This is a genomic window from Lacinutrix sp. YIN62, assembly GCF_057219185.1.
Window position 1 is genome coordinate 167410 of sequence record NZ_JBXVVH010000003.1, and the last position, 17035, is coordinate 184444.

Sequence of the window (17035 nt, forward strand, 5' to 3'; positions counted from 1 at the left end):
AATACAAAAATAACAAATCCATAATGTACAGAATACGGTTATGCTTTAATTCGTTAAAAATAATATTAAGTTTATTTGAGTCATAAATGAAAAAACACTAAAATCATCTCAATTTTCTTAATACGATCTTAGACTTATCATGCTTTACTATTTTTAAATAAAATGCTCTAAACTCCTGATAGTCCTCTTTTTTATAAAGTCCTTTATTTAGGATTAATTCTCTTTTATAAGTAAATTGATTATCGGATTGTTTTTCCATAGAAACTCGGTATGATCCAAATTTATTTTTTAGTGCTATAGGCGCTTTTAGTGCTTCTATTGTCAACCCGTTTGATAGTGTTATGACATATTCGTCTGTATTAACAAACCCTCTATTAATGGCTACAGGCTTGTTTCTATTTTTATATTTTGGGGGCACTCTAGTCGTTTTATTAAACATATTGGGTTCTAGTAGTAACCTATCGCCTATTCTCGAAACATATTTTTTTGTAGCTATAGTTATCGCTTCTTTAAAGACAATACTATCTTTATCATTGTTATGAGATAATGCTGTTATTTCCAAATCACTTATGTTATCTAAGTCTCTTTTATAAAATAGAATCTTTTCTTTTTGCTTTTTATTTTCTATGTGTTTACGGTAACCGTAATGTGTTCCTTTAGATTCAATTTGGACCTGCGCCGAAATATCCCCCGATAGACCCAAGTTTATTTTTGCTGTTGTTGTTTGAGAATTCTCAAGCGTTTTATAAATTTTTGTATGTACTATTTCTCCGCCTTCTGGAGTAATGATAAGAGCATCTCTATCGTCTGTAAAATTAGCATTATAACCAAATGGGCTGGTTTGACTTGTACATTCTAACCAAATATAGTCGTCTTTATTTGGTATGGCCAAGATAGCATGGTTCCCTTCTGCAGTAGAAAAATCAACGTCTATATTTCTTGGACTGTCTCCACCATAAATTAGAGTGTAATAAGACGCAACCCCGACTTCATCCAACAATGCCTTGGTATAATTTGTTAGTGCTTTGCAATCTCCATAACCTAATCTGTCTACATCACTTGCTAGCATAGGCTTCCAACCTCCAATACCTACTTGAACACTAATATATCTCGTTTTACCCTGCATATACTCATAAACTAATTTAGCCTTCTCTAGGTTAGAGATTGCATTTTGTGTTAAAGATTTCATTTCCGCCTTAACATTTTGGGGTAATTCTTGAGTATTTGCCACTAGTTTATCATTCACCCATTTCCCAAAACTACCCCAATCCTCATTTCCGCCTTCTATGCCATCCATAACAAAATTCGTTAAGGCAACTTTTAGAAAAGGGGCGTAATTTATAAAGGCAGGCGCATAAGACTCCCTTTTAAGGGCTTGTAATTTTTTAGCAGAATAATTGAAGTCTTCATTTTTCTCAATATTATAAGCTTCGAAATTCGTTTCTTTTAGTTTTAAATCTATGCCTGATGTATTTATTATCTTATAGTTAGATTCTTCCGTACTTACATAAAATCCTTCTAGAGGTCTCCAACTAGGAATAAAGGCTGTTGATCTATTTTCTATTTCTGCTTCAAAAACGACTGTATAGGGATAACTAACGGGCGTATATTTTAATCGTTTAATTCGACTATCAGAGTACAATGTCCCATTTGGAACAGCACTAATATCCTCAAAATCGTTCTTTTTTATTTTCTTTATTTTTTCTCCCAAAGCATCATATATCTCCACCTCCATCTGCTTTATTTTTACATTATTATCATAATGTACAGCAGCTCTTATATCGTAATTCCCAGCTTCGTTAAGCACTGTCACCACCCTTTTTACGTTATACAAATACTTATTATGAGCTTCTATGCTTATAAGAACATTGTTTAATCGTACAACTGCATTTGCATTTTCCTTTAAACTTTCATCTATGGTAAATACCGTTAACTTTTCTTGAGAAAATGTGATTATAGAGGTAAATAAGAGGGTAATACTTAGGATTATTTTATAGTGCATTAAAATTCGTTTAATGTGTTATATTAATTGTGTAACCAACGGTAGAAATGCTACAGATTAACTATAATCGTTAGTCTTTATTTTTTGTGTCAATTATTATGGTTACTGGACCATCATTTAACAGTGCTACTTTCATATCGGCACCAAATGCTCCTGTTTGAATTGCCCTTCCTATATTTAATTCTATTTGTTTTATAAAGGCTCGATATAAAGGGATCGCTATGTCTGGCTTAGCAGCTTTGATATAACTAGGTCTGTTCCCTTTTTTGGTACTCGCATGTAATGTAAACTGGCTAACGACAATAACCTCGCCTTTAGTTTCTAATAAAGACTTATTCATAACGCCGTTTTCATCACCAAAAATGCGAAGGTTTATTATTTTATTAGACAACCATTTTATATCTTCTGGAGTATCTTCTGGAACTATCCCTAGTAAAATTAAAACTCCACCAGTTATAGCGGCCACTTTTTCATTTTCAATAGTTACACTAGCCTCTGTAACACGCTGAATTACTGCTTTCATTCTTTAATAAATTCCAAAATATTACGTCTATTCCTTTTCCCAAATATCTGTTCTATAATGCTGCTCGTCTCCTTCTATTATTTGCGTATAACTATGGTAACGTGACGCTGCAACCTCATCTTTATCTAAGGCTTTTTTTACAGCACATTTGGGCTCTTCAAGGTGCAAGCAATTATTAAATTTACAATCTTGTTTTAATGCAAAAAACTCTGGAAAATAATCGCCTATTTCTTCTTTTTCCATATCGACGACACCAAAGCCTTTAATTCCTGGCGTGTCGATTATTTTAGCCCCAAAGCTTAAATCAAACATTTCTGCAAAGGTGGTAGTATGCTGCCCTTGCATATGCTGCGTAGAGATCATTTTCGTTTTAAGGTCTAAATTAGGTTCTATTGTATTTACTAAAGTAGATTTTCCAACTCCTGAATGCCCTGTAAACATACTTACCTTATCGTTCATCAATGCTTTAACCTTGTCTATATTCTCCCCTGTTTTTGCCGATATACCAATACATTCGTAACCAATCTTGCGGTAAATATGAGCAAGATATTTTACCTCTAGCAGCGTCGCTTCAGTATAAGTATCGACTTTATTAAAAAGCAAAACGGTTTTAATAGCATAAGCTTCGGCAGTGACTAAAAATCGATCTATAAAACTAGTAAAGGTGGGTGGGTTATCTATGGTAATCAATAAGAATACCTGATCTATATTTGATGCAATAATATGTGTTTGTTTAGATAGATTAACCGATTTACGAACAATATAATTCTCTCTATCGTGAATATTTGTAATAACACCCGTTTCTTGATCACTTTTGGTATCTAGGTCAAAATCCACATAATCCCCTACGGCAATAGGGTTTGTACTTTTTATTCCTTGTAATCTGAATTTACCTTTTATACGGCATTCATAAATAGCACCCAATTCTGTTTTAACTGTGTACCAACTTCCTGTAGATTTGTATACTAATCCTGTCATTAATGCAAAGATGGAAATTATTAGATTGCTATACAACAAAAATGCCTTGAAGAACATTTCAAGGCATTGAATAGAATCCTTTTAGAGCTGTTATTTTTAAACGTTAACCTTTTATTATTCTCTCTTGATGATTAATAGACTCTTGGTGAATTGCTTTAAACATTTTAAGGATAAACTCCTCACTCAGCCCTTTTTGTTCTCCTTCTAACACCATTTTTCCAAGGATCTCATTCCAACGTTTACTTTGTAATACAGCTACATTTCTTTGCTTTTTTAAGACCCCAATCCCATCCGCGATCTTCATACGTTTACCGATTAAATCAATAATCTGATTATCTACAACATCTATTTGCGCTCTTAAGTTCCCTAATTCATTGTTATACTCGGCTTCTGGATCGCTTTCTTTTCGAATACGTAAATCTTCCATCATCTGTACCAATGTTTTTGGTGTGACTTGCTGTGCGGCATCACTCCACGCATTATCTGGGTCTGTATGAGTTTCAATCATTAAACCATCAAAATTTAAATCCAATGCTGTTTGCGACACATCAAAAACCATATTTCGTTTTCCTGTAATGTGAGAAGGGTCATTAATTAAAGGCAAATCCGGGAATTTATTTTGAAACTCTATTGCCAACTGCCATTCTGGAATATTTCTATATTTTGTTTTTTCATATGTGGAAAACCCTCTATGTATTGCTCCTAAATTTTTAATTCCTGCGGTATACAATCGCTCTATACCCCCTAACCACAACGCTAAATCTGGATTTACAGGGTTTTTAACCAAGACTATTTTATCTGTCCCTGCTAAAGCATCTGCTAATTCTTGCATAATAAAAGGACTAACAGTAGAGCGTGCGCCAATCCATAATAAATCCACATCATGTTCTATCGCTAGTTTTACATGAGCTGCATTTGCCACTTCAGTACAGATTTTCATTCCTGTTTCTTTTTTCACTTTTTGTAACCATTTCAACCCTAAAGCCCCTACTCCTTCAAACATTCCTGGTCGTGTTCTTGGTTTCCAAATACCAGCTCTAAAATAACTCACGTCTGTATTTTTTAGCTCGTGTGCTATTTTTAAAACTTGCTCTTCTGTTTCCGCACTACATGGCCCTGCTATTACCAATGGGTGATTTAACTCTAAATCATCCAGCCATGTTCTCATTTCTTTTTTATTTTCCATCTTATTTTAATTTACTCCTGCGAGTTTAATATTTGTTTTATATAATTAGTGGCTTTCATTTCATTGAAAACACCTTCAAAATCATCATTCTCCATCAATGTTTTAAATTGTGTAAGATTTGCAATGTAATCTTCTAAAGTCGCTATAACATTATTTTTATTGTCTTTAAAAATTGGCGTCCACATCGCTGGCGAACTTTTGGCTAACCGTACAGTAGATTCAAAACCACTCCCTGCCATATCAAAAATATCACGCTCGTTTTTTTCTTTCTCTATTACTGTTTTTCCTAACATAAATGAACTTATATGAGAGAGGTGTGACATATAAGCAATATGTTTGTCGTGAGACTCTGGATTCATATAACATATTCGCATGCCTATTTCTGAAAATAAATACAATACTTTTTCCTGAAGTTTAAATGCTGTTTTCTCTATTTCGCAAACAATATTCGTTTTCTCTAGAAATAAATCATGAAGTGCCGCCTTAGGTCCGGAGAATTCGGTTCCTGCAATAGGATGTGTGGCCAAAAAATTCCTGCGTTTTGGATGGTTTTCTACTGCTTTACAGATATTTAATTTTGTAGAACCGACATCTATTACGATACTTAAATCTGAAACAGCATCTAAAATTGTAGGTAATAGTTTTACCGAGGCATCCACAGGAACAGATAATATAACTAAATCGGCTTGCGTTAAATCCTCGACAGTGGCTTTTTTATCTATAATTTTACGTTCCAATGCTAACTTAAGGTTATCTGCATTGTTATCGATACCATAGATCGTACTTTCTGGTCGTTTCCGTTTTATATCTAATGCCAAACTGCCCCCTATTAAACCAACTCCTATTATGTATATCTTTTGTATCATATTCTTTCTATTGCTTCTTTTATAACTTCATTTTCAGCACATAATGAGAATCGAACATAGCCTTCGCCTTGCGTTCCAAAAACAGTTCCAGGCGCTACGAATATGTGTTTTTCTTTTAATAACGTATCTACGAATGCTTCTGCCTTTACTAATGGTGGTAACTTCGCCCAAACAAATAATCCATTCGTATTTTTATCGAAAGTACAATTTAAGCTTGTAGCCAATTCCCATACAAGTTTTTGCCGTTCCTCATATATATTATTTAAATCCGCAAACCATTCTACTGAACTCTCTAAGGCTTGAATTGCCCCTTTTTGAATACCATAGAACATTCCTGAATCCATATTGCTCTTTACTTTTAATACCGCATCTATTAGTTGCTTATTCCCTAGAAGCATGCCAACTCTCCAGCCTGCCATATTAAAAGTTTTACTTAAAGAATTAAGTTCTAAACAGACTTCTTTTCCGCCTTCCATCCCTAATAGGCTTAAAGGGGTTTTGTTTAAAATAAAACTATACGGATTATCATTTACCAATAAAATACGATGCCGTTTTGCAAATGAAATTAAATCTTGAAACACCTTTTTGTTGGCTTTAGTTCCTGTAGGCATATGCGGATAGCTTAACCACATTAATTTCACTTTACTTAAATCGCGTTGTTCTAACTCATCGATATCGGGGTACCAATGATTAGCTGCATCTAGATTATAAAAAACAGGTGTTGCTTGTAGCAGTTTTGTTACCGCTGTATAAGTGGGATATCCTGGGTTGGGAATTAAAACTTCATCCCCTTTATTTAGGAAAGCCATAGAAATATGCATAATCCCTTCTTTACTGCCCATTAACGGTAATATTTCGGATTCAAACGCCATACACACGTTATAATGTGTTTTATAAAAACGGGCTATAGCTGTTCTTAATTCTGGTAATCCTTGATAACTTTGATATTTATGTGCGTTACTCTCTTTAAGCGCTTCAGTAACTGCTAAAATCACTTTTTGAGGAGGCTGCAAATCTGGGCTTCCAATACCTAAATTAATAATAGGATTGCCTTTAGATTTTAATACGTTTACTTCTTTTAATTTCTTTGAGAAATAGTACTCTTCTACACTATGCAATCGCTTTGCTACTTCTATCATTTCTTTGTGTTTTTATATTCTCCAAGAATTTTAAATTCTTTAGTCATAATCTCCATTACAGCCTTTGCCTTTTCATAATCTTTATAGTTATTAAAAGTAACATCTATAAAAAAAGAGTAGCGCCAAGGCGTTTCAATTATTGGCAACGATTGTATTTTGGTTAGATTTAATTTACAATCACTCATAACATTTAGCATTGCAGCCAGACTTCCGCGTTTATGATCTAATTCAAATTTTATGGAAGCTTTATCTATTGCAGTTTTAGATGTCTCTAGCGCCTTTCGTTTTACAATAACAAAACGGGTCTCATTATGCTTTATCGTTTGAATGCTCTCTGCCAAAATATTGAGATTAAAAATTTCTGAAGCTAAACGACTTGCTATAGCAGCAACATTCTTAAGCCCCTTTGCTTTTATTCTTCTAGCGACATCTGCAGTATCGATATCCTCTACAAGCTTTATATGCGGGTATGCTTTAAAAAAAGCTTTGCATTGTAATAAAGCCATAGGATGCGAGTAAACTTCTGTTATATCATAAATACTTTGATTTGGCAATGCCATTAAATGATGCTGAATATCCAAATAGTGTTCTCCAACAATATGTAAATTATTATTGTCAATTAAAGCATAATTTGGAATAATGGAACCTGCTATAGAGTTTTCTATAGCCATAATTGCCGCCTCTGTTTGTTTCTCTAATAACTTCGCTACAGTCAAATCAAAAGATAAACACTCATTTACCAATACATTATCTCCAAAATAATTTTGAGATACAATATGATGAAAAGACCCTTTTACACCTTGTATCGAAACTGAATTAACCATATTCTTCTTTTTAATAAAACATCCATAAACAAAAAAAGTCCCGATGTATATCGAGACTTTTTTTTTGTTTATGGTAGTATTTAAATTACATATACAGCGTCTCGTCCTTTTCGTTAAAAAAGAAATAAAACCAGCTAAAATATGTGTTTAAATTGTTGTTCATAATCTATTATCCAATCGTATTGGATATTTTTTTACGGCGCTAAAGTAATTAATAAATTGATAAAACAAAACATTAAAGCCTTATTTTTAATGTTTTAGTTGAATTTTCAAAGATTTTTATAGAATCTCTTGTTTGAATTATAGAATGTTTATTTTTGAAAAAAGAATTTAGAGATGTCTATAAAGGTAGAAAACATAACAAAAACTTACGGGTCACAAAAAGCTTTAAATAATATTTCTTTTGAAGTTAAAAAACCTGAAATAGTTGGCTTTTTAGGTCCAAATGGTGCTGGAAAATCTACAATGATGAAAATTCTAACGACCTTTATCTCTCCTACAGAAGGCAAAGCCTTTGTAAACGGACACGCTATTGCCACAGCAACAAAGCAAGTACAACAAAGTGTTGGCTACCTTCCTGAACATAACCCGCTATATTTAGAACAATACGTTCGTGAATACTTGGCCTTTAATGCAAACATCTATAACACTAATAAACAAAGAATTGAAGAAGTTATTGAACTCACGGGATTAACTCCTGAAGCTCATAAGAAAATAGGTCAACTCTCTAAAGGCTACAGACAACGTGTTGGCCTAGCTAACGCTCTATTACATAACCCTGAAGTACTCATTTTGGATGAACCCACCACAGGTTTAGATCCAAACCAATTAGTAGATATAAGAAATCTTATAAAAACTATTGGGCAAGAAAAAACAGTTTTCTTGTCTACACATATTATGCAAGAAGTTGAAGCCATGTGTGATCGTGTTATTATTATAAACAAAGGGGAAATTGTTGCCAATAAAAAATTAACAGAATTAAGGGAAGGGCAAGAGCAAGTAGTTATCGTTGAATTTGATTACCGCATTGAAGACGCCTTTTTACTTAAACTCCCTAATGCTAAAAGTGTAAAGAATACCTTTGATTTTATTTACGAAATCACCTTTTCTAGCGCGGAAGATATGCGCGCTCATGTTTTTGATTTTGCGCACGATAATGAATTAAAAATTCTTCAGCTTAACCAAAAAAACGCAAGCTTAGAAAGTCTGTTCAGGGATTTAACCTCTTAATTTTACAGCACTTTTCACAAAAACACTTATTCAAAAATAACGCGCCCATCAAATAATTCTGAAACGCTAACCGATGCGGGTATATTGGTAACGATAACATCCCCGGTACTCACCAATTCGGCTGTTAAAGACAATTGCGGGTTCACGATAATATTATTAGACCCTCGGTGAAAAACCCGCACGTGTTGAGCTATTAAATGCCGCCCTTCAAAACGCCCGTCACCAGACGCATGGTTTATATTTACATTTGTAGCCATTCCTTTAATATAGGTTGTTGTTAAGTTATTTATAACCACATTGAGATTTGTAGTATTAACCTCAACATCAAAAATACCAACATTATAAAAATCTCCTGAATCATCTTCAGAAACTAAAAGTAACGTTTCATAGTTTAAAATCCCATTACTCCTTACTGCTAGCTGGCTACTATTTCTTATCTCTGTTAAATTTGGAGCACTCACATACACTTTTGTAATCCCGTAATCTCTAGTAAAATTACACTCATTATTATTTCTTAAGCTCAACTTTCCATTATCTACTTCTACCTTAATATCATCCATTAAAAAGGCACCTGTTTCCACAATAACGCTATGGTTTGCCCCTGCTGTTACGATAAGCTCTATATTGTTAAAAACCGTAATTTCTGTAAAATCACGAACTATAAACTCCTTTTGAATAATATCACCTGCATTTTTAAAACAATCTGGAGCATTGTCACTGCTACAGCTTAATAAAACAAATATTAAGACTATGGATAAAAATTTTTTCATCTTTAATATATACGTAATAATTTACTTTCTCTTTTATAATCTTACCCCAATTCCGAATTCTACCGCTTCAGCTTTTGCACCGTGAGCCTTTAAAGACAGGGCTGCAAAAAGGCGTTCTCCAAAATAACGCTTAATCCCCAACCTATTATAGAAACGTCCTTCAAAATCGAAAGGATAGTACACATAATACCCTAATTGCGTTAAAAAGGAAAGTCTATTAATAAATAATTCATGTCCTACAAATATGCCAATACGCTTATAATCTTCATCGCCTTTTACGTTATCTAAAGGAAATGCTACCGCCTTATAACGAATATGTTGTTTTAAGAAATTTGAAAAGAAAACATCTGTTCCTAATTGTACTGCCGATTTTCTATTTAAGCGTTTGTCTGCATATGCAGATGCTATATAAAAAGAATACTGCCCAGAATTAATAACATCGCTCTCATTAACGCCACTTCTAAACACAAAATTATACTTTATTTTTTCCGTAAATTTTGTAGCTTCTGTTAAAGCAATATAATTCTGTGGCTTCTCATAATCTAACGCATAATTAACCCCTATATTAAGAATTATACTATTAGTAGAGCTATTGGGCGCTTTAAAATTCCCATTAGAGTAATGAATTAAGGAAAGTCCAGCTTGAACACCAAACCCATTAAATAATTGCGCTTTCTTATAATTAAACATTACATAGGTAGAGCTTAACCAAGCTGTCCCATAAGCGTTATTTCTAAAATTCGTGTCTTTATCGTAAGGATTCGTATTATAAGTTAATCCTTGCCCTATTCTAAACATAAGGTTCCTTTTAAAAAAATAGAAATTATAATGAGCATAAAGACCATAATTATGCCCTAATATCTCATTTTTCATATCTTGATAAATAAAGGACAGTCCATAATCGGGGTAATTATAACGACTTTCCCAAGCATGCTTCCCAAATGTCTTTTTATTATAACTTAAAATAACTCCCGTTGGGTGATTAGTAATTAAATGTGCTATATCCGAATTATGTTCTGCTATATTTCCATAGAAAAAATTAGCATCTAATGAGAATAAACTCTTTGCTTCTTGAGCATAAGAAGCGAGTTGAAATAACAAGATAATACCACTTAAAAAGGACTTCATTAATTAGTTTAATTTGGGCGCAAAAGTAACACAAATTAAGTAGAGTATCGGTTTCGTTAAGACAAAACAAATGGCATTATAGTTAGATCGTTTTTAATTATATCTGTTTTTCACTGACTTTTAATTCGTTATACTATAGACTACTATTATACTTATAATTTATAAAAAAATAGATCGCTTTTTTTCTTGTCGAGGCAAAAGGAAACCTATACCTTGCGCCCGTTATTTTGGTTCCATTTAAAAATGGATTAAAAGGGAATTTGGTGTAAATCCAAAACTGTTCCCGCAACTGTAAGTTTTTATAAGCTGTATCAAGCAACCAATGTTTAGCAATAAATGTGAAGGGGATACAAGTAAAACGAGTCAGGAGACCTGCCTTTATAATATATGTTTAACTTTCGGGATAAAGGTTATTGTGCATTGGATAGTATATTCATAGTATATTAAGTTTTCTCCTATATAATATTATTATGAATAAAATATTTACATTACTTATTATTACCTTTTTTTCGTTTAACTTTTCAAATGCTCAAGAATTATTTTCTAATGGCGGCTTTGAAATGTATACAAGTTGTCCTGATAGTTGGGACCAAACAAATAGAATAGTTGGATGTACTGGCGACAATGACACTCCAAATTATTACAATTGTGGCTATAATCCTGGGTCGGCAAATACAGGAACTGGGTCCATTTATATGGGAGCCATTAGAGACGAATCGAATGGTGTTGATACTACAGAAGGGATTACACTACAACTAGATACCCCTTTAGTTAATGGTGAGGAATATACCATTTCTATTTCTAGTAATTATGGTGTTTCTGTATATGGAGATCCTGATTTTGACTATTCTGAAATAAAAGAATGCTATAATTTAAAGTTTCTTTTTTCTATGAATAATGAATTTGGAGATCCGGTATCTACGCATCATGAAATAGACACTGAATCTATCGTTGGGAATTCAAATACAAGTTATGAAGATTTCTCCTTTAACTATACGGCAGACAACAATTACACGCATCTTTATATCGTAACAGGATCTGCGCCTAAAAATAGTGCTGACAACCCTAAAGATGCATGTATGAGCGCGGGAGCTATTGCCTATGTTTATTATAATGTTATAGACGATTTAAGTATTAAGCCTTCTAGCACCTTAAGCACAAACGAATATGTTAAATCTTCGGTTAGTATTTATCCAAATCCTGCTAGCAATTTATTACAAATAGAAGGTTATGCGTATTCAGGCACATTAAAAATTATGAATACCGCTGGTCAAGTGGTTTTAAAACAACCTACAGATAATAAAACCAAGCTAAGCATTGATGTCTCCTCTTTAGCCCCTGGTATTTATTTTATACAAGCTGAAAATGGACTTAAAACAAAAAAGATTATCATTAACAGATAACCTTTTCTTGTATTAAAATTAATTTAATATTCTTTTTATTGAATGAACCCAGCCCCAACAGTATTATTAGATTTTGAATCTATTATAATAAAAGCACCGTTGGTTCTATGCGCCTTAAAGGCATCATAAAAAATGGGTTTATTCAATTTAAAGGATACCGTTGCAATGTCATTTATTTTTAAAGTACTTACATTAGATTCCACCCCTGAATAATCTGGGTTTATTCGATGTTCTATTCCTGCTACTTTTGCGAGTACTTTATTAACTCCATGTTGCACAACATACTTAGCGCCAATTGTTAAATTTTGAGCATCCATCCAAGAAACAGTTGCTGTAAATGTCTTCCCTATTTTAGGTAAATCGTTTGCTTTTACAATCATATCGCCACGACTTATATTAATATCATCCTCCAAAGCTATTAAAACGGAAGCCCGTCTAGATGCCGTTTCTACTTTTTGGTCGTAAGAATAAATATCTTTTATCTTAGTCTTTATTTCCGATGGCAATACAACAACCTCATCTCCTGTATTTAACTCACCACCATATACCTTTCCGGCATAACCTCTAAAATCATGAAAAGCTTCTGTTTTAGGCCTAATAACATATTGCACTGGAAATCTAGGAGTACCTTCATTATAAATGGCTTCATTATCCATAGTTTCTAAGTGGGATAATAAAGAGGCACCTTTGTACCAAGGCATATTTTTTGATCTTGCCACAACGTTATCTCCTTTTAAAGCACTAACAGGAATAAAGGTTATTTTTTGATCTTGATAATCTCTTTTACGCATTAAAGCCTCAAACTCGGACTTAATAGCATTGTATTTTTCTTCGGAAAAATCGACCAAATCCATTTTGTTTATAGCGACAATAACAGTCTTAATTCGCAGTAAATTATTAATAAAAAAATGACGATTCGTTTGTTCTACAACGCCTTTTCTTGCATCTATTAATATAATCGCAACCTGAGATGTTGAAGCTCCTGTAACCATATTTCTTGTGTATTCTACATGCCCTGGAGTATCTGCGATAATATAACTTTTATTTATTGTCGAAAAATAAATATGAGCAACATCTATAGTAATCCCTTGTGCTCTCTCGGCTACCAAACCATCTGTTGCTAAGGAGAAATCTAAATAGTCATACCCTAATTGCTTACTCTTTTGCTCTATTGCTTCGAGTTTATCACTTGTTAAGGATTTTGTATCGTAAAGTAATCGTCCTATTAATGTACTTTTACCATCGTCTACACTTCCTGCTGTTGCTATTTTTAAAACTTCCATTTTTTATATTACTTGTAACCTTAATCGCTATTAATTTTAACGCTTCTCTAATGAATGGTCTATGACCTGTATTTATATTCTAATTGCTAAAAATACCCTTGTTGTTTCCGTTTTTCCATAGCTGCTTCAGAACGTTTATCATCTATTCTAGCACCACGCTCTGAAATTGTAGAATTTCTAATTTCCTGAACAACACTTACAATATCTGATGCCGTAGATAATACCGCTGCAGTACAACTCATATCGCCAACGGTTCTAAAACGAACAACGCGTTCTTCAACAATTTCATTGGCTTCTCTAAATACAACAGCATCGTCTGCAGACCATATTAAGCCATCGCGTAAAAAGGTTGCTCTTGTATGTGCAAAATAGATTGAAGGAATTTCTATTTGTTCTTTTTGAATATAGGTCCATACATCTAACTCTGTCCAGTTAGAAATAGGGAACACACGTACATTTTGCCCTAGATCAATCGCTCCATTTAGCATATCGAATAACTCTGGCCGTTGGTTTTTCTCATCCCATTGCCCAAAATCATCACGAACAGAAAAAATACGTTCTTTTGCTCTTGCTTTTTCTTCATCACGTCTAGCACCTCCTATGCAAGCATCAAACTTAAACGCCTCTATCGCATCTAAAAGCGTAGTCGTTTGTAACACGTTTCTACTCGAATATCTTCCAGACTCTTCTTTTACTTTTCCTTCATCGATAGAATCTTGTACTTTTCGTACAATAAGTTCTAAACCTAACTCTTTTACTAATCGATCTCTAAAAGCTATAGTTTCAGGAAAATTATGTCCTGTATCTATATGCATTAGAGGAAAAGGAATTTTTGCAGGATAAAATGCTTTTTGAGCTAATCGCACCAATGTTATGGAATCCTTTCCGCCTGAAAACAAGAGCACAGGTCTTTCGAATTGAGCAGCTACTTCGCGCATTATGTAAATAGCTTCACTTTCTAACGGGTTTATATTTGAGGTCTCTTTCATTCTATATATTTAGGCGTGTAATCCACATTCTCTATTTTCTAGTTGTTTCGTTGGATCGAAATAATTAAACTCATTTGGCAAATGATGCTCCTTTAAAAAAGCATCTAATTCTGCATCTGTCCAATGATAAAAAGGACTTACTTTTATAAGACCATTTTTATCTTGAGACACGACATTTATACGGTCTCTAAAAGCTGTTTGCCCTTTACGGAGATTTGTAAACCACAAATCGGGTTTAGCATCTCTTATGGCACGTGTAAAGGGCTCCAGTTTAACTTGTTCTGTAAATAATTTATGTTTCGGATCATTAATTTCCGGGATTCCCATAACGACATCACGATGTGCTGCTGTTTGTTTAGGCACATATAGTTTTACATTAAGAGTCAGCAACTCTATTAAAGTTTCTGCATGGTTATAAGTACTGGATGTATTATATCCTGTGTCACACCAAATTACTTCTATATCTTTTTTTACTTGACTTGTTACTTTTAAAATTGCGGCTTCATAAGGTCTAAAATTAGTCGTTACTATTGGTCGCTTAGCAAAACCTATAGCCCATGCTACAATTTCTAAAGGGGTTTTCCCTTTAAGCCTTAAATTTATGTCCTCTAAATTCAATGTATTTACTTCCCCCATTTTATTTTATTCCAAGCGCGTTCGTGAAAGAAGTACAAGACCAATTTTGAAATTAATTCGATAACTCCAATAGAAAAGGCTAAGGTTAATGTTCCCGTTATTAAATACGAGATTATAACTGTTGCAATGGTCCCTACTACTCTCCAACTTATTGTTTTAATTAAACTTCTCTTAATTTTTTCTTCGGATGCATTTTTCTTTATTTCGGCATCTCTATCTACTTCTATAACAGTATTCATATTGTAAAAAATTAAAATCCTATATACCCTATAAATTTAATAGGAATTAATGCAAACCTATAAATTAAACTGAAACTAAACAAGATGATCGAATAAAATATTTACGCCGCTTTAGTTATTTAGATAAATCTGCTAATGTGGTGTTTTTAAAAATTTCAAGCGAGCTATCTCGTACTTGAATCATTAAACCATGTACCGCACAGGCATTTTCATCGGGGCAATCCTCACAGCGTTCATAGAAATTTAAGCTAACACAAGGCACCATAGCAATGGGACCTTCCAAAACCCGCATTACACTAGCCATATTAATATCTTTTGGGGCTTTAAGTAAATAATAACCACCGCCTTTACCTTTTTTGGAACCTAAAAGCCCATTTTTCCGAAGCGTTAACAATATACTTTCCAAGAATTTAAGTGAAATACGTTCTTCTTTTGAGATCGTGGCAATTTGTACAGGTGTTCTATCGTCTTGCTTTGCTAAATAGACAAGCGCTTTAATACCGTATTTTGTTTTCTTTGAGAGCATAACACAAATTTAGTCTTTTTTTTATAATAGCTTTATAAAACTGTTAACGCTATCCTTTTTAGATTATCACTTTTTCCCATTAAATAATACTATAGAGCTTCTATATATTTTTATAGATAGCCTAGGCTATGTAAAAATTAGAATATACAACAGCACATAACTATTTCCTTAATTTAAATTTTGAATTTCCCTCGACCAAAGCGTTATAAAACACCTCCTTTTACTAGTACGTTTTTTAGTGACTAAGATAACATAGTAAAAGGCTTTATTATTTTAAAACGCACAAAATAAACGCCTTACAAACACCAACAACCTAACTTGCTTAAAACCAATTTATTAAACAACAAAACTCACACCAATTCAACATAAGATATTAATTATAAGACACATAAACAAAGTCTAATTATAACGGCCTTTTATAAGAAATATTGAATTCTTAAAAACTAATTATTTTATCTCTACAATTTTGTTAGCTTTGGAAAAACCTATGTCGGTTTATATATTATAATAAGTGTAAATAGATTTGCACATATACAATAGTTAGCAAACATTATGAAAGACACTCAAAAACTAATAATTCTATTTCTAACTTATATATAAGTTGGTTAAAAAAAAAACTATGGTGATAAAAAGGCTTCTAATAATCCTAACTTTTTTTTCCTTTTCAATAGTTCAAGCACAATATGAATGGACCCCAGCAAAAGTCATCTTAAAAAATGGAACTTCATTTAGAGGTTTAGTTAAATTTCCTAAGCATTCTGGTGGTTTAGTATCAATTGGAAGTACTAAATTTAAGTATAAAAAAAATAGAACATCAAAAATTAAAAAACATGACCATGAAACTGTAGCTGAAGTAGTCTTTGGAGATGAAGAATTTGCAACGGAGCACTATATGTATATTCCCATTAAAGCAAAAAAACATGTCTTATTAAAACTAGTTGCCAGAGGAAAGGCTAATCTATATTCAAGAACAGTATTAAAATTTAAATATACAATCGACACCCCTCCTAACGTATATGAACCAAATTACTATTATAATGACACTCAATTTTATATACTAAGAGCCAATGAGCAAAAAGCAACATTAATAGCGGGTCCAAATAGTGATGGGAGTTTTATTTTAAAAACAAAAAGATATTTTTCAGATTGCAGTAAAATAGTTGAGTATTTAGAAAATGAATTATACGAATTAAATAATATAGTTGAATTGGTTAACGATTATAATCTTTTATGTGACTAAAAAATGTCTCTATTTTGCTAAAACTACAGCATAACTAACAGCCTTCAAATTTAGCTCCTGTCTGGCTTATCTT

General features: G+C 32.9%; 17 protein-coding genes and 1 riboswitch. Of the genes, 3 read left to right on the top strand and 14 right to left on the bottom strand.

Annotated features, from left to right (window positions below; genetic code table 11):
• Nucleotides 1–103: 103 nt before the first annotated feature.
• From AC2D8I_RS03255 to AC2D8I_RS03285, 7 genes are all read right to left on the bottom strand, one after another.
• A complete protein-coding gene (locus tag AC2D8I_RS03255; RefSeq protein WP_484704554.1) occupies nucleotides 104–2002 on the bottom strand; it encodes a DUF3857 domain-containing protein in 1899 nt (632 codons plus the stop codon).
• A 70-nt stretch (nucleotides 2003–2072) separates the two neighbouring features.
• Nucleotides 2073–2525, bottom strand: a complete 453-nt coding sequence (gene dtd, locus AC2D8I_RS03260) for a D-aminoacyl-tRNA deacylase (protein WP_484704555.1) — start codon at nucleotides 2523–2525, stop codon at nucleotides 2073–2075.
• A gap of 27 nt (nucleotides 2526–2552) precedes the next feature.
• On the bottom strand, nucleotides 2553–3503 hold the full coding sequence (gene rsgA / locus AC2D8I_RS03265; protein WP_484704556.1) for a ribosome small subunit-dependent GTPase A: 951 nt from the start codon (nucleotides 3501–3503) through the stop codon (nucleotides 2553–2555).
• A 103-nt stretch (nucleotides 3504–3606) separates the two neighbouring features.
• Nucleotides 3607–4689 carry a chorismate mutase gene (locus AC2D8I_RS03270; protein ID WP_484704557.1) on the bottom strand — a complete coding sequence of 361 codons (1083 nt, stop codon included), beginning with the start codon at nucleotides 4687–4689 and terminating at the stop codon, nucleotides 3607–3609.
• 11 nt (nucleotides 4690–4700) lie between these two features.
• Nucleotides 4701–5555, bottom strand: a complete 855-nt coding sequence (locus AC2D8I_RS03275) for a prephenate dehydrogenase (protein WP_484704558.1) — start codon at nucleotides 5553–5555, stop codon at nucleotides 4701–4703.
• Entirely contained in the window at nucleotides 5552–6694 is a 1143-nt protein-coding gene (locus tag AC2D8I_RS03280) for a pyridoxal phosphate-dependent aminotransferase (protein ID WP_484704559.1), read from the bottom strand. Before AC2D8I_RS03280 ends, AC2D8I_RS03275 begins: the two co-directional genes overlap by 4 nt.
• Nucleotides 6691–7518, bottom strand: coding sequence for a prephenate dehydratase (locus AC2D8I_RS03285; protein WP_484704560.1), 828 nt, complete (start codon nucleotides 7516–7518; stop codon nucleotides 6691–6693). The genes AC2D8I_RS03280 and AC2D8I_RS03285 overlap by 4 nt, the downstream gene beginning before the upstream one ends.
• Nucleotides 7519–7854: 336 nt before the next feature.
• On the opposite strand from AC2D8I_RS03285, the gene gldA reads away from it, so the two are divergent.
• A complete protein-coding gene (gldA, locus tag AC2D8I_RS03290) occupies nucleotides 7855–8748 on the top strand; it encodes a gliding motility-associated ABC transporter ATP-binding subunit GldA (protein WP_484704561.1) in 894 nt (297 codons plus the stop codon).
• A gap of 26 nt (nucleotides 8749–8774) precedes the next feature.
• Here gldA and AC2D8I_RS03295 read toward each other — a convergent pair whose 3' ends face one another.
• Together AC2D8I_RS03295 and AC2D8I_RS03300 are read right to left on the bottom strand one after the other, a co-directional pair.
• Nucleotides 8775–9518 (bottom strand): head GIN domain-containing protein, encoded by a 744-nt coding sequence (locus AC2D8I_RS03295; RefSeq protein ID WP_484704562.1) that lies wholly within the window; start codon nucleotides 9516–9518, stop codon nucleotides 8775–8777.
• 33 nt (nucleotides 9519–9551) lie between these two features.
• A complete protein-coding gene (locus AC2D8I_RS03300; protein ID WP_484704563.1) occupies nucleotides 9552–10646 on the bottom strand; it encodes an acyloxyacyl hydrolase in 1095 nt (364 codons plus the stop codon).
• Nucleotides 10647–10857: 211 nt separating this feature from the next.
• Nucleotides 10858–11040: riboswitch (cobalamin riboswitch) on the top strand.
• 76 nt (nucleotides 11041–11116) lie between these two features.
• On the opposite strand from AC2D8I_RS03300, the gene AC2D8I_RS03305 reads away from it, so the two are divergent.
• Nucleotides 11117–12049, top strand: coding sequence for a T9SS type A sorting domain-containing protein (locus AC2D8I_RS03305; RefSeq protein ID WP_484704564.1), 933 nt, complete (start codon nucleotides 11117–11119; stop codon nucleotides 12047–12049).
• Nucleotides 12050–12084: 35 nt separating this feature from the next.
• Here the strand turns inward: AC2D8I_RS03305 and AC2D8I_RS03310 are convergent, their stop codons facing one another.
• The 5 genes from AC2D8I_RS03310 to AC2D8I_RS03330 all read right to left on the bottom strand — a co-directional run bounded on the left by AC2D8I_RS03310 (nucleotide 12085) and on the right by AC2D8I_RS03330 (nucleotide 15722).
• Nucleotides 12085–13332, bottom strand: coding sequence for a sulfate adenylyltransferase subunit 1 (locus AC2D8I_RS03310; protein ID WP_484704565.1), 1248 nt, complete (start codon nucleotides 13330–13332; stop codon nucleotides 12085–12087).
• Between the two features lie 86 nt (nucleotides 13333–13418).
• Nucleotides 13419–14321, bottom strand: a complete 903-nt coding sequence (cysD, locus tag AC2D8I_RS03315) for a sulfate adenylyltransferase subunit CysD (protein WP_484704566.1) — start codon at nucleotides 14319–14321, stop codon at nucleotides 13419–13421.
• A gap of 9 nt (nucleotides 14322–14330) precedes the next feature.
• Complete coding sequence (locus AC2D8I_RS03320) at nucleotides 14331–14957, bottom strand: phosphoadenosine phosphosulfate reductase domain-containing protein (RefSeq protein ID WP_484704567.1); 627 nt, start codon at nucleotides 14955–14957, stop codon at nucleotides 14331–14333.
• Nucleotides 14945–15196: a DUF2061 domain-containing protein gene (locus AC2D8I_RS03325; protein ID WP_484704568.1), complete on the bottom strand. Its 252-nt coding sequence runs from the start codon at nucleotides 15194–15196 to the stop codon at nucleotides 14945–14947. Before AC2D8I_RS03325 ends, AC2D8I_RS03320 begins: the two co-directional genes overlap by 13 nt.
• A gap of 115 nt (nucleotides 15197–15311) precedes the next feature.
• Nucleotides 15312–15722 carry an RrF2 family transcriptional regulator gene (locus tag AC2D8I_RS03330; protein ID WP_484704569.1) on the bottom strand — a complete coding sequence of 137 codons (411 nt, stop codon included), beginning with the start codon at nucleotides 15720–15722 and terminating at the stop codon, nucleotides 15312–15314.
• A gap of 619 nt (nucleotides 15723–16341) precedes the next feature.
• On the opposite strand from AC2D8I_RS03330, the gene AC2D8I_RS03335 reads away from it, so the two are divergent.
• Nucleotides 16342–16962 carry a hypothetical protein gene (locus AC2D8I_RS03335; RefSeq protein WP_484704570.1) on the top strand — a complete coding sequence of 207 codons (621 nt, stop codon included), beginning with the start codon at nucleotides 16342–16344 and terminating at the stop codon, nucleotides 16960–16962.
• Nucleotides 16963–17035 lie beyond the last annotated feature (73 nt).